A 15,650-nucleotide genomic window follows, 5' to 3' on the forward strand; every position below is an offset into this window, starting at 1 on the left:
TCCTCAAGTTCAGCAAATGAAGTATTATTTTGGCAATTTCTTAAACCGAGCGGTCCATTCTGCCCAAGAAATAGCCTCCCACAACTGTTTCAAGTTTGTACCTGGGACCAATACAAAACGGCTGACTTGTAAGGCACAAGTTGCAAACTTGCGCCAGTTAGGGGGGATGGGTTGATAAGGCTTACACAAATTGGAAATGAGCTTCCCTCCCTGATTCATTAGGGAGGGATTTAAGGGTGGGTAAACAGAGGGCAGCATCAATGTTCAGGCCTCTTCCCGACGTCGTCATTTCGACCGGGAGGGAGAAATATCGACATCCCACGATTAGTCCACGTATACAACCCGGATCCATACAAAACAGCTGACTGCTTGCAAGGCACAAGTTGCAAACTTGCGCCAGATTTGGAATTGAAAACCGAGGGAAGCAACCAATACCAAGGTTCATCCCGCTGTCGTCATTTGATCCTGAAGGTTATCGGGAAGAAATCTTTCTCGGTAAGGCCTCTTTTCTAAAAATAGTATTCACTACTGGTCCAAGTTTGCAACTTGGACCAATAAAAAGCAGCTGACTGCTTGTAAGGCACAAGTTGCAAACTTGCGCCAGATAGGGGCCTTTTTGGGATAATTCTGACCTTTAAAGCTATTGCACAAAGCGCCCAAAGAAGTTTCGCAAAGTGAAAAAACTTTGTGGTCCTTTGTGCCTGCTTCGCGAACCTCTGTGTTAAACTTTTGCCTGGTAGCAGATCTCTCTTAACACCTAGATAACAACCCAATCACAGAACGGTAACATTTAGTCAATATTGAGTAAAAGCCAGTTGTGTAGCTTCGCCTTTCACAATTCTATCAATCCCACACAACTCGGAGGAACGACCACATGTGCTCTCAATTGCTACAAAAGCTAAAAATTTTCCTACCCTTTTGGGTCTTGCTTGTCAGTCCACTGGCACTGATGGCCCAAACGGGTAGTCTTTCAGGAACGGTAACCGATTCCAACACGGGTGATCTGATGCCCGGGGCCAACCTGCGTATCGAGGGCACCTCCGTCGGCACAGCCACTAGTTCTGAGGGGCGTTTTAACTTGAAAGGGATTCCAGCCGGCGAACAGGTACTGCTGGTAAGCTACATCGGCTACCAGACCAAAGAGGTGACGGTTGATATTGAAGTCAACCAGGTAGCAACGGTGACCGTTGCACTGGATGACAACTTTGTCGAACTGGACGGGATCATGGTGCAGGGCAACCGCCAGGGACAAGCCCGTGCCCTCAGCCAGCAAAAGACGTCCGATAACATCAAAAACGTGGTAGCCGCTGACCTGATCGGGCGCTTCCCCGATCCCAACGTGGCTGATGCCCTGCGGCGCGTGCCCGCTGTTTCTGTTCAGCGCGACCAGGGCGAAGCGCGCTATATCCAGGTGCGGGGTACCAATCCCACCCTGAGCAATGTAAGTGTCAACGGCGAGCAGATCCCGTCACCCGAAGGCGATGTTCGCTTTGTAGCACTTGATATGATTCCGACCGACGTCCTATCCAGCATTGAAGTAAACAAGGCGATTACCCCGGATATGGACGGTGATGCCATTGGCGGTTCAGTGAACCTTAATACGCTCTCGGCAGTTGAGGGCGGCCGCGTGATGAAAGCCACGCTTTCGGCGGGGTACAACAACCAAAACAGGGACTACTCCCCGCTCGGCGGCAACGGCTCATTCACCTACGGGAATCGCATTGCGGACAACAAATTTGGTTACCTGGTGGGCGCGAGCTACAACTACTCGAACCGCGCCTCCGACAACAACGAGATGGAATATGACGAAGGGGATCTCGAATTTCTCGAGCTGCGTGACTATGAACTGACCCGCGAGCGGATGGCCCTGATCGGATCGTTTGTTTATCGTTTTAATCCCGGTTCGAAACTGTACCTCAATACCAACTACAACTACTTCTCAGACCAGGAGCTGCGCCGGGCCATGGGTATCGAGAGCGTAGAAATTGCCCGTGAGTTCAAGGATCGATTTGAAGAGCAGAAGATCTTCAGCCTGTCCGGTGGAGGGAACCATCTTATCACCGATCGGTTTGAGGTGGATTACTCCCTGTCATACTCCTATGCCGATCAAAACACGCCGCAGGATCGTGAAGTGGTGTTTGTGCAGGCGTATGAGGATCAGAACGAGGAGGAGATCGACTTCATGCAGCTTACGAGGGAGAATCCCGATTATCCGCAGTTTTCTACCACCTCTGCCGCTCCCGCCGGTGCCGGGGCCTACAACTATGATGCTTTCGAGTTTGATGGATTCGAGAATAGCTCCGAGCAGACCTCCGACAAGCATTTCACCTCCCGCCTCAACATGAAACTCAATTATGACCTTTCCGATATCTACGGCGAGTTGAAGTTCGGTGGCCTTTACCGTGCCAAAAACAAGGAGCGCAACCCCGATATCAAGATCTATGATTATGACGGGGACTTCCTCTACGGTGACGTGCGCGGCAGTTTTGAGGATGAAGACTACCTGTTTGGGAAATATCCCGAAGATGTAGGATTGTTTCCTGATGAGGGCAAGCTGGGGGCGTTTTGGGATCAGAACCGAAGCAGCTTTGAGCTGGAACAGGAGGACAGTATAGAGGACACTGAAACCGAGCGCTACTCAGCCGATGAAGATACTTACGCCGGCTATCTTATGACAACGCTCCGAAAGGGTTCAGTCAGCGGTCTGATCGGTGCTCGTTATGAATACACCACCGTTGATTACCGGGGAAACCAGGTGGAGTTTGATCAGAACGGCGATCTGCTGCCGGTTACTTCTACGGCAGGCAGCAACGATTTCGGGTTCTTCCTGCCGATGCTTCACCTCAAGTACGAGATGTCCGACAATGCAAATCTTCGCTTTGCCTGGACCAACTCGTTTTCCAAACCCAACTATTTCGACCTGGCGCCCTATCGCCTTATCAGCAGGGAAGATGAAGAGCTGGAGATCGGGAATCCGGACCTGGAGGCGACCAAATCGATGAACTTTGACCTTATGGCAGAATATTACTTCAACAATGTTGGGGTAATTTCTGCCGGACTCTTTTACAAGCAGATTGACGACTTCATTTATATCAGGAATTACGAGTATGGGCAGGCGCCTTACAACGGGTATGAAGCTACACAGCCGGTGAACGGAGAAGATGCAGACCTGTTCGGATTTGAGCTCAACCTGCAGCAGCAGCTAACCTTTCTGCCCGGCTTTGCCTCCGGATTTGGGGTGTACGCCAACTACACCTACAGCTGGTCGGAGGCCAACCTGATCACCGAAGAGGGAGCGGCCCGAACAGTGTCGCTGCCCGGTCAAGCAGAAAACACAGGCAACCTTGCGCTTTCCTATGAAAAGTATGGCTTCTCGGGTCGGGTATCGCTCTCTTACGCCGGGGCATTTATCGACGAGCTGCGTACCAGCGCAGACAATGATCGCATCTATGATGAGCACGTGCAGCTCGATGTTTCCGCCAGTCAGCAGGTTACGCCGGGCGTCAATGTATTCCTGGAGCTGATCAACCTGACAAACGAGCCGCTTCGCTACTACAACGGGGTAAGTTCGCGGCCGGAACAGCAGGAATATTATTCATGGTGGGGCAACCTGGGGGTAAAATTTAATCTTTAGTATTAGCTGATCACAGGGTGTGGTCCAATGATATGGGCTGCACCTTTTATTACCAAGATACTTTTAAATACTAATCTGTCATTACACAGGTATGGAGTTTGGCAATCTTACCCAGCTGCCTCAGATAATGAAAGGGGATCGCCGCGCCCCGAAATACGCGGGGCTCGCGATGACAGTTACAAGGAATAGTTTTTACAAACCTCTCTTAAGTCAACATTACGTCAAATTTACTTATTCAATTTATATCTATGACACTCAAACAGTTAGGCTATAGTACCATTCTTAATGTTGTTTTTTTACCACTGTTTATTTTGATGCTTTTGTTCCTGGCTTGTCAAAATGAAAAAGCTGTGGATGGTGATGAGCCCAAATCAGTAGTCCTGAAAGAAGCTTTTCAGACTTCGTGGGACGAAGGTGACAATGTGGACAGTCCCGCCGTCTGGCACGGTCCCGACGGACAGCACTGGCTGCTGGCCACCGCCAAAGAGGGTGACACCATCATCGCGTTTGATGCCACCGACGGCACACTGATCAAACGGTTTGGAGGAAGTGGCAGCGGGGCCGGGCAGTTTGAACGTCCCAACGGCATTGCCGTGATCGATGACCTGGTGCTGGTGGTGGAGCGCGATAACCAGCGTATCCAGGTCTTTAGGCTGCCGGAATTTGAATCGCTCGGATCACTGAGTCATGAAGATCTGCGCCTTCCCTATGGGCTGACTGTTTTTTCAACAGGGCAAGACAGCTATGAACTTTACGTGACGGACAACTATAATCCTGCCCTCGAAGGCTATCCCCCACAGGGAGAGCTGGACGAGCGAGTCCACCACTTTCGTTTTTCTACGGCAGGCGATTCGCTGCAATCCCAGCATGTGAAACTGTTTGGAGAGATCATCGGGGAGGGCGTGCTGCACAAAGTGGAGTCGATCTATGCCGACCCGGATAACAACCGCCTGCTGATTGCTGATGAGGCGTTTAACCAGCGCAGCGTCAAAGTGTATGACCTGGAGGGGAACTTTACCGGGCAGATGGTTCCCAGCAACTATTTTACCAGCGAGCCGGAGGGCATTGCACTGTACAGCTGCCCGGATGGGTCGGGCTACTGGATTATGACGGATCAGCATGAATCAGACGAGAATAAGTTCCAGGTATTTGAGTGTCAGTCATTAAAGCACCTGGGAACGTTCAAGGGAGAGATTACCCGTAATACCGACGGTATTTGGTTGACGCAGCAGTCATTTGGGGATTTTGAGCAGGGCGCGTTTTACCCGGTCCACGACGATGGCAGCGTAACAGCAATATCCTGGCAGCAGGTCGCCGATTCGCTTAATCTTTCGTACTGTAAGTAATCATTTTCTTATTTCCTTTTGAGTGACTCCAGCGCACCCTGAACGCTTTGCCAGAAATTGGAACCGGGATTTACAGGATTAGGGGATGAACAGGATGTTATGTTGTATAAGGAAAACGCGTTTAGCGGTTGAGTTATGAAGCCATAATTCACAATAGAACCGCTCAGTCATCCTGAACCATTGTGCTGAACTTGATTCAGTATCTCTTTCAGGATCTCGTAGAGCCTCTATCTTTGATATCGGCTTAACAGATCAACGTTTAGTGCCACCACGAGACAGCTGTTGGATGTCCGGGATGACACAGAGGGTATTTCTTGGTTCTTTGCCATCTAATCTAACCGCTAAATCCGTTACAAATAAGATAATCGGTTGTGCCATAGAAGCTTACCGTTTCATCAGGGCTTGCCTAGGAGCTTTGCCTTCCTATAAAGCTAGTAGAAACTGGGACTTACCCTGCAAAAAAAATTCGTTAAATATTGTTAATTACATAAGAGGTGCGTAATATTGATTATTCGATAAATTGATAGAAGGGACTCAAGGGAAAATAGGTCAAGCAAACTTGAAGTAGCTGGGATGAGTGAAGAGAGAGAAGTTTTCATTTCCGGTTATTAAAGCATCTCTATCAGTGAACATTAAATCATTGTGATAAATAAATGCGATGATTTACTAAAACATCAATATTAAGCCCTCCGATTATGTATGAGAACTACTACTGGAGTTTTACATCCTCCATATATAAAAAGGTCGCTGGTTGGCTTTTTTATGAACTAAATCGTACTCAGAAGAAAATCCTTTGTTCAACGTTAGTAATTCTTCTGGTGGTTGGATTTGCATCGGTAAGTGCGTTTGCTCAAACTCTTACTGTCAGTGGCACCGTCACAAGCAGCGACGATAATGTTACTATGCCCGGCGTAAACATCGTGATTCAGGGTACCCAGCAGGGTACTACAACTGATGCCGATGGCACCTACGAGATCAATACGCCGGCAAATGCCATACTTGTATTCTCTTTTACAGGTTATATTACCCAGCAAGTTCCTGTTAATGGTCGAAACACAATCGATGTTCAGCTTGAGCCGGGTTTGTTGGAGCTGGATGATGTTGTAGTTACGGCGTTCGGTATAGAAAGAGACCGAAAGGCACTGGGTTATTCGGTTACCGAAGTAGGGGGTGACGCATTAACACAAGCGCGTGAAGTGAATCTCGGTGATGCCCTGCAGGGTAGGGTTGCCGGGGTAAATGTAAGCAATATAGGCACCGGTGTGGCCGGTTCAAGCCGGGTAACAATTCGGGGAAATGTCTCACTGAGCGGCAATAATGAGCCTCTTTATGTAATCGATGGCATACCCATTGACAACACACAGCTGGGTTCTGCCGGCATGTGGGGTGGTTCTGACTGGGGGGATGGTCTTACCAGCTTGAATCCGGATGACATCGAAAGCATCAACGTGCTCAAAGGCGGTACAGCTGCAGCTCTTTACGGTTCCAGGGCCTCCAATGGCGTGGTCCTGATCACCACAAAATCAGGTGTGGGAGGAGAGGCCCAACAGGGAATTGGGGTAGAACTGAATTCCAATGTAACGATCGACCGGTTTATCAACACTTATGATTTCCAGGATGAGTACGGCCATGGCACCGGTGGACGCAAGCCGGCTAACGCAGCCCAGGGTTCACAATATGGAGCTAGCGCTTGGGGTGCACGCCTTGATGGATCCATGGTATACCAGTTCGATGGTGCACAGCGACCTTATGTGGCACATGACGATAACTTTAATGAATTTTATCGCACAGGCTACACCACGACCAATACTGTAGCCTTGACCGGCGGGGTTTCCAACCAGTCATACCGGCTCTCATTCTCCGATCTCCGAAATGAGACTATTGTTCCAAATTCGGGGATGGATCGCCAGACTGTGAGCCTGAGTACCAACGGGCAGTGGGCGGATAGACTGACAGTAGATGCCCGTGTCCAGTATTCCCGGGAAGATGTCGATAACCGCGCACGGCTCTCCGACGCCCCGGGCAATGCCAACTATACACTTTCTGTGTTGCCACCCAGTATCAATGTTGCAGATCTGAAGGGATCGACCGATAAGCTGGGTGCACAGGCTGATGGAACGGAACTGTTGTATTCCGACAACATTTTCAGTCAGAATCCCTGGTGGGCCACGCACCAGTTTGAAAATTCCAACGTGCGTGACCGGATCCTCGGATCTGGGCTGTTACGATATGACCTGATGGACTGGCTCTACGTTCAGGGCCGCCTGGGTATGGACCTGTATACCAGCCGAAGAACCAACCTGGAACCGTATGGTACGGCCTATCGAGCCTTGGGAGCTATGAATGAGATTGAGAACCGGGTTCGGGAGACCAACTTTGAATACCTGATCGGTTTCAATCAGGAATACCGGGATTTTGGCTTTAGTGGCCTGTTTGGTGGCAACGCTATGAGGCGAGATGTAGAAACGCTGGACGCCCGGGGTGAAAACTTCAGCGTTCCGTTCTTGCATACCATCGGTAATGCAGCCAACAGGAGCTTCAACTACGGAATCAGTGAACTGGGCATAAATTCCCTGTTCGGTTCAGTCGAAGTCTCATATGATGATGTGCTGTTTTTGACCGGTACGCTCCGAAACGACTGGTTCTCAACGCTCCCTATGAATTCAAATAGTATTCTTTATCCCAGCGTTGGGGCGAGCTTTGTATTCTCAGATGCGTTCCCCGTGCCCGACTTCATTACCTTTGGTAAAGTACGCGCTTCCTGGGCCGAAGTAGGTGGTGGAACCGATCCCTATCAGCTGGCCCTGAACTACGGGCTTGTCGGACAGGGACACCAGGGTGCCGTGTTGGGTAGGATCAACCAATCCAATGTACCGAATAGCTCATTGGTCCCGCTTTCACTTAAAGAATATGAGGTAGGGTTGGATCTGAGATTGTTCGACAATACGTTGGGAATCGATTATGCCTATTATCATAAGAAAACGGAGAATGACATTTTGAACGCCTCCATTTCCCAGACTTCCGGGTACAGCGGGGCAACCGTCAACGTGGGAGAGGTCACCAATTACGGGCATGAGTTTCTGGTAAGTGTGAAACCGATCACCAGCCTGACCTTCAACTGGAATGTCGCCGTCAACTTCTCTTATAACGAGAATAAGGTAAACCGCCTGTTCCAGGATGCCTTCCTGCTGCTGGACCAAGAGGCCCGGAGCCTGAACGCCTCATCGCAGCACCGAATAGCCCATACTGATGAGGATGGAGAATTCTTTAAGGGCGGATACAGTATGATCGTAGGAACCAGCCACATGAGAATCAATGGAGAGAAAGTGTATGACGCTGACGGTTTGCCTGTTGTGGATGGTAAACTTCGTGTATTGGGCAGCGGTATCCATCCCTATACCGGTGGCCTCCAAAACGATTTATCCTGGCGAAATTTCAACCTGGGATTCCTGGTTGATTTCAAATTCGGTGGAGATCTTTACACCGGTACAAATTCGCAAACCTATGGCAACGGCATGCATAAAGCAACGCTCGAAGGACGGGAAAACGGGTTAACTATCAGCGGGGTAGATCAGGATGGAAACGCACAGACCTGGGATATTCCGGGGAGTGATCCCAACGCCGAAGGTATCGTAACGGTCCAGGACTACTATGGCAGGCTTTCTACAATTGCAGAATACTTTGTACAAGATGCAAGCTTTATAAAGCTGCGCCAGGTAACGCTTGGCTATAATTTGCCCGCTGACATTGTACAAAACACGCCGTTCAGTAACGTGAGTCTTTCGCTTGTGGGCCGTAATCTCTGGTTAATCTACAGTGAAGTAGACAATGTAGATCCCGAGTCGACATATAATACCAACAACGGCCAGGGATTAGAGTGGTTTGGTGTACCCCAGACTCGAAGTTTCGGCTTGAACGTGAATGTAAAATTTTAGGATAGAGAGATGAAGAACAAAAAAATTCGATATATGGTAGTCTGTCTGCTTGTATCGCTATTTACCCTGGGTAGTTGTGATACGAGCACCTTGCACAGCCTGAATGAGAACCCAACGGTTGCAGAAGAGTTGGATCCCGGCTTCATACTGGCCTATACCCAGTTGCAGACCTCTGGGGAGCGATTTGAAAACTGGCGTGCCGTGTTGATATATCAATCAACGATGGTCCAGCACTTTGCCGCCCTTGCAGGGTATTGGGCTGGTGACAAGTATACCTTCAACGATCAGTACTCCGGCTCGCTTTGGGCCCGGGCCTATACCAACTATATAAAGGACCTTGTGAACCTGGTTGAGATCACCGATCCGACGGTGGAAGGCCAGGAGCAGTGGGTGAATTACCATGCCATTGCCCGCATATGGAAAGTATTTGCATTCCACAGGGTTACCGACCATTACGGGGATGTTCCATATTCCCAGGCCGGTAAAGGTTTTATTGAGGGCACATTCTTCCCTTCCTATGATCCCCAGGAGGAGATCTACTTGGATATGCTCAATGAGCTGGAAGCCGCGGCTGCCCTCTTAACTTCTGATGCCAGCAACCCCGGCTCCCAAGACCTGATCTATGGCGGGAACGTCGATAAGTGGCGTAAGTTTGCTTACTCCATGATGTTGCGTCTCGGCATGCGGATGACCAAGGTGGATTCAGACGGGGCACAGGACTGGGTTCAGCAAGCACTGGCAGGAGGGGTGATGGAGAGCAATGATGATATCTGCTATATCGAGCACACCGACGGTCCTGAGGGGATCAACCGCAATGGTATCGGTGAAGTATTCCTCTGGAATGGTCAGGCCTTTACCAACGATGATGTTTCCAGGCTCAGCAAGACATTTGTAGACTGGATGGCCGGGAAAAGCGATCCCCGACTGGAGAAACTGAGCTGGGTGGTCAACGGTGGTCCACCACAAGGACTGCCTAACGGTTACGATGCGACTACCATTCAGAACTTTGATCCCAATTACGGGGAAGGAGACGATTACAGCCGCATCAATCCGCTGTTTGTGTTGACGTCGTCACCAATGATTTTCCAGACCTACGCCGAGGTTGAGTTTCTTACCGCAGAGGCGATCGAACGGGGCTGGGCTAATGGTGATGCTGCTACACACTATGAAAACGGCGTGAGGGCAGCTATGCAGATGTATTCCCTCTACGATCCCACGCTGGAAGTCGACGCTGCTGATATCAATGACTACATCGCTGCAAATCCCTATGATTCCAACAGTTGGGATCAGTTATTGGGTGAGCAGTACTGGGCTGCCACTTTCCTGAACGAGTATGAAGCGTATGCCAACTGGAGACGAACCGGCTATCCCGAGCTTACGCCCGTGAATTATCCCGGAAACGAATCCAACGGTACGATTCCGCGACGGTTGCGATACCCGTTGAGCGAGAGAAGTGGTAACCCTGATGCCTTTAACGAGGCCGTAAATCGCCAGGGTCCGGACCAGTTCACTACCCGCATGTGGTGGGATGTGGAGTGAGTAGTTAATCAGACTAAAGTGGTTTGGTATGGACTACTAATCATTGCACTGGTAACATTAAAAAGCCATGGTTTCTGGGTCAGAAACCATGGCTTTCCTATTCTTTTTACAGGCGGATTATACCTGCAAGGCACATGTTAAACAAATACACGATATTTTGGGGTTGTATGTTGCTTGGTCTGGGTATTCCCAACGTTGCAAAATGCCAGGAAACCCCTTCAACAGGTCCACTTTTTGAGGCTCTGTCCCCTGATCATACCGGGATCCATTTCATAAACAGGCTGGAAGAGGGGCCGGGAAACAACATCCTGGAGTCCGAATTTTTCTATAACGGAGGAGGGATTGCCGTTGGGGATCTCAACAGTGACGGGCTTCCGGATATCTATTTTACTGCCAACCAGGGGGAGAATGCCCTGTACCTGAATCTTGGAGAATTTAAGTTTAAAAATGTTACCCAGATTGCTGGATTGCGTGATTCCGGGGGGTGGTCGGCAGGTACCGTTATGGCTGACGTCAACGCGGACGGTTTGCTGGATATTTACGTGTGTAAGGCGGGTGATCTGGACGAAGAGCAGCGGAAAAACAAGCTGTTTATCAATAATGGAGTTTCTCCCATAAACGGGCAAATTCCAACCTTCACAGAACGGGCCGCCCAGTATGGCGTTGATGACCCGGGCTATTGCACCCAGGGCACTTTTTTTGATTATAACCGGGACGGCCTGCTGGACCTGTTCATCGTCAATTATAACACGAGGTACCTGTCCGGTTTTGACGTCAGGACAATCCGTAATAAACGGGATCCACTGGCCGGCGACAAGCTGTACCGAAACAATGGTAATGGCACTTTTTCCGATGTGAGTGAGAAGGCCGGCATCCTGCAGAATCCGATCGGGTTTGGATTGAGTGCTACAGTTTCTGATCTGAATAGTGACGGCTGGCCGGATATCTATGTGGCCAATGATTACATGGAGCGCGATTATATGTATATCAACCAGGGTGATGGTACTTTCAAAGATGAGATCCTGGTTCGGACCGATGTGATCTCCTATTTCTCCATGGGTTCCGATATTGCCGACATCGACAACAACGGCTTCCCGGACATCCTGGTTGTGGATATGCTCCCGCCTGAATATCAGCGCCGTAGTGTATTCAAAACGCCGGATTATGATATCTATGATGAATTGGCCCGGCATGGCTATCACCGGCAGAACATGCGGAACATGCTGCATCTGAATAACGGGGATGGCACTTTTACGGAAGTGGGGCAGCTGGCAGGCGTCTCCATGACCGACTGGAGCTGGTCTGCCCTGATGGCTGACTTCGACAACGACGGCAGCAAGGATGTTTTTATCACCAATGGTTTTCCCCGTTTCTATACGAACCTGGATTACCTGAATAACATCCTCTGGAAACGGTTTCCCAACGAAAAAATTCCTGATGACCCGAATTTGAAATACAAGCTCGTGCAGCAGATGGAGCAGGTGCAGATGCACAATTTCGCATTTCGTAACGCGGGAAAACTTCCGAGTGGGGGACACGGTTTCTCCTTTGAAGATGCAACTGAAGCCTGGGGACTTAAGAGTAATTCTGTTTCAGGCGCTGCTTCATTTGCCGATTTTAACAATGACGGATTCCTGGATTTGATCGTCAGCAATATCAATGAACCTCCCTTTTTGTATAAAAACAGGGCAGGTAAAAATAGCAGTAACAACTACCTGAAAGTCCGGCTGGAGGGCTCGAAATACAATACCTTTGGAACCGGAGCCAAAGTAAAACTTACTGCATCGGATGGATCCATCTTTTACCAGGAAGCATACCAGAGTCGTGGTTTTCAGTCTTCTGTAGATCTTGTTTTGCATTTCGGGCTGGGTAGCCTGGAACAGGTTGATGTAGCAGTGACCTGGTCCGATCAATCAAAACAATCGATCTGGGATGTTGCAGTAAACCAAACACTTACGATCGACTACAAGGAGGTAGTGGAATCTCTCTCTGAAGATGTGGATGATCTTGAAAACATATTTGTGTTGCTGGACGAGCAGGCACTGGGGCTAAATTTTGTCCACCAGGGAGCGTTCTTTCGGGACCGAATCCAGAGCCCCTTGATGCCCCACACACTCTCCAACCTGGGACCTGCTATGGCTGTTTCCGATGTTAACAGTGACGGTCTTATTGATATTTTTATTGGAGGTGTACAAGACCAGTCCGCTGTGCTCTATTTGCAGCAATCTGACGGCACGTTTTCAAAAGCTGATATACCCGTTTTTGAGGAACATCGCACCTATGAAGATATCGACGCCGTCTTTTTTGATGCCAACGGATCCGGCCATTCTGACCTGTATGTGGTAAGCGGTGGGAACTTTGATCCCTCAAACGGCCCTGCCTACCAGGATCGTCTATACCTGAATGATGGCTTGGGGAACTATATTTACTACCCGGATGCCTTGCCGGAGATGTATTCCAGCGGGGGGACGGTCGCTGTGCTCGATATCGACGGCAACAATATGCCCGATCTGTTCATAGGGGGTCGGGTTTTGAGCGGTCGGTACCCGGAATCCCCGCAAAGTTATTTGCTGCAAAATAATAAAGGGATCTTTACCGATGTTACGGCGAAAGTCGCACCGGAACTTGTGAATCCTGGAATGGTAACTGATGCAGCATGGGCCGACCTGGACAGTGATGGTCAAAGCGAACTGATTATTGCGGGAGAGTGGATGCCGGTTCGTGTGTTCAAAAATACGGGTGTTGTTGGGAAATCAATGTTTACCGAAGTCACTAATGAAATGGGTCTGCAACATACTTCCGGCTGGTGGAATGTCATCAAGGTGGCTGACCTGGATGGCGATGGGCGACCGGACCTGGTGGCCGGAAATCGTGGACTGAACGCCTCTCTGCAAGCAATACCCGGAAATCCAGTAACATTGTATCTGGCAGACTTCGACAGGAATGGGTATGACGATCCTGTCATCACAAGCGTTATTGATGGCAATCGTTACCCGGTTCCCGACAGAGACCTGTTTCTTAAACAACTTCCCGGCTACAAAGATAAATTCCCCGATTATGAATCATGGTCGAAAGCAGATATCTCAAAAGTTTTATCAGAGAGACAGCTGAAGAGTGCCCGGCAATTTCGGGTAGATACGTTTGCTTCCACCGTGTTCATTAATAAAGGAGATGGGACGTTTGAGCCCAAACCTTTACCTGCCCTGGCCCAGGTAGCTCCTGTTTATGATATGGTAATTGCGGACTTCTTCAAGAGCGGTCGACTTGACGTTTTGGCCGTAGGAAACAACTTTGGAAATCGGCCTGAAGTCGGTCCGATGGCAGGGCAGGGCGTTTTGTTAAAAGCAAATGGAGGGTTCGATTACACACCCCTGACGCCGGACAAAACCGGTTTTTATGGATCCGGAGATATAAGGCAGATTGAGTGGATCCCCACCAGGTTAGGACCGCTTTTCCTGCTGGGCCGTTACGGTAATGCAATGATGGCTTATTTGTATCGGTTGGGTAACGAGTGAAGAAACGAATAAAACGATGCTAGCCTCTCAGTCATCCTGAACTTGATTCAGGATCTCGCAGGGATCATAAACTTTGATGAGGATATGGATGAAATCAACGCTACTGTCCCCCAGCTAGATCCCGGATCAGGGTCAGGGATGACTGAGAGATGTTGTTGAACATAGTAAATGATAAAAAATCCAACAATCATGAAATTCAAACTTTGTACTTTTCTCGGAAGCGTACTCCCCAGGTTATCTCTGGGCCTTCTGGCTTTTGTATTAATCCTAAGCATTCCGTTCACTTTTGTGAATAGCCAGAGCATTAACAAGGCGGATAAACCCTATCGAATCATCGCTTACGCTGGTGGTGATATGAACTACTGGAAGATGGGTGCGGCCAAGTTGACCCATATAAACTACGCTTTTGCCCTCGTAAATGATGAGGGAGAGATATTTTTCAGGGACGAATCCCGCTCAGCCCAGCACCTGGCACAACTGCAGGCGCTGAAAGCAAAGAATCCAGACCTGAAGCTGCTGGTTTCCGTAGGAGGATGGGGTGCCGATGGTTTTTCGGATGCCGCTCTTAGCGATGAGTCGCGCAAGATTTTCTCGCAGAGTGCTATTGCCATGATCAGTCATTACGGTCTCGACGGCATCGACATCGATTGGGAATTCCCGGGGCAGCCGGGGCCGGGCATAAAGTATCGCGAAGAGGACAAGCAAAACTTTACCCTGATGATGAAATCGCTGAGGGAACATATTGACGCCCTGAGCGATGAACGGGGTCTTACGGGAGAGAATCGTTTATTGCTTACTATAGCCAGCAACGACGATCAGCGTTATTTCGAGCATACGGAGATGAAAAAAGTGCACACCTACCTGGATTTCGTAAACGTGATGAGCTATGACATGTACACGGTGGGATCGGCAACTACCGGACATCACACAGGGTTGTACCCTTCCGATTTAGATACCTTATTGCGTACCACCGATTCGGCAATCCAATTACACCTTGAGGCTGGCATCCCGCCGCAGAAAATAGTGGTGGGCGTCGCTATTTATGGTCGGGGCTGGACAGAGGTCAATCCCGAAAATAACGGCTTGCTGCAGCCCTTTGGCAAGTGGTACGGATTTATCCAATACTCAGAGCTGAAAGAAAAGTACATCGATAAAAACGGTTTTAATCGCCACTGGGATGATGTCGCCAAAGCGCCGTTTCTCTGGAACCGGGGGTCGAGGACCTTTATTTCATACGATGATTCTGAGTCTTTAATGAATAAGACATCGTTTATTCGTGAACGCGGATTGGGTGGGGCCATGTACTGGCATCATGCCTATGACCCTAGTGAGGAGTTGTTGAATGTGTTATACAAAGGGCTTAAGGAATAGTTCTGATATAAAACTAACTCAAAATAATAACTGTCATCGCGAGGAGGCTCTTTGTCGCCCTTTTTGGCTTAATGATGAGGTCGACGCGGCGATCCCCCGTCCGTTTTTTTGTTCACCCCCGGGAGATTGCCTCCCGACAGGTGTCGGGATCCCGATGGTCACTTAATCCCTCGCAATGACAGTTTTTATCTCGAACTGACGTGTGTGCCTTGAAGTAGAGACATGTTGTCCGACTTAAGCAACATGTTCTTTTACATACTGTTGTAGAGATGGTAGTTGGCCTACCGGAGGCGCTGTCAGCCAGTGCCTT

The 15,650-nt window shown here is 49.4% G+C and carries 6 protein-coding genes; all 6 read left to right on the forward strand.

Annotated elements, in window-relative coordinates; all coding sequences use genetic code 11:
* Positions 1–874 precede the first annotated feature (874 nt).
* Entirely contained in the window at positions 875–3,634 is a 2,760-nt protein-coding gene (locus NC796_RS24155) for a TonB-dependent receptor (protein WP_310688386.1), read from the forward strand.
* 248 nt (positions 3,635–3,882) lie between these two features.
* Positions 3,883–4,980 carry a hypothetical protein gene (locus NC796_RS24160; RefSeq protein ID WP_310688387.1) on the forward strand — a complete coding sequence of 366 codons (1,098 nt, stop codon included), beginning with the start codon at positions 3,883–3,885 and terminating at the stop codon, positions 4,978–4,980.
* 695 nt (positions 4,981–5,675) lie between these two features.
* A complete protein-coding gene (locus NC796_RS24165) occupies positions 5,676–8,915 on the forward strand; it encodes a SusC/RagA family TonB-linked outer membrane protein (protein ID WP_310688388.1) in 3,240 nt (1,079 codons plus the stop codon).
* Positions 8,916–8,924: 9 nt separating this feature from the next.
* Entirely contained in the window at positions 8,925–10,454 is a 1,530-nt protein-coding gene (locus tag NC796_RS24170; RefSeq protein ID WP_310688389.1) for a SusD/RagB family nutrient-binding outer membrane lipoprotein, read from the forward strand.
* 134 nt (positions 10,455–10,588) lie between these two features.
* Positions 10,589–13,969, forward strand: coding sequence for a VCBS repeat-containing protein (locus NC796_RS24175; RefSeq protein WP_310688390.1), 3,381 nt, complete (start codon positions 10,589–10,591; stop codon positions 13,967–13,969).
* Positions 13,970–14,158: 189 nt separating this feature from the next.
* A complete protein-coding gene (locus NC796_RS24180) occupies positions 14,159–15,340 on the forward strand; it encodes a glycoside hydrolase family 18 protein (protein WP_310688391.1) in 1,182 nt (393 codons plus the stop codon).
* Positions 15,341–15,650 lie beyond the last annotated feature (310 nt).

Origin of the sequence: Aliifodinibius sp. S!AR15-10, assembly GCF_031569985.1 — a bacterium.
Lineage (GTDB): Bacteria > Bacteroidota > Rhodothermia > Balneolales > Balneolaceae > JAMQKA01.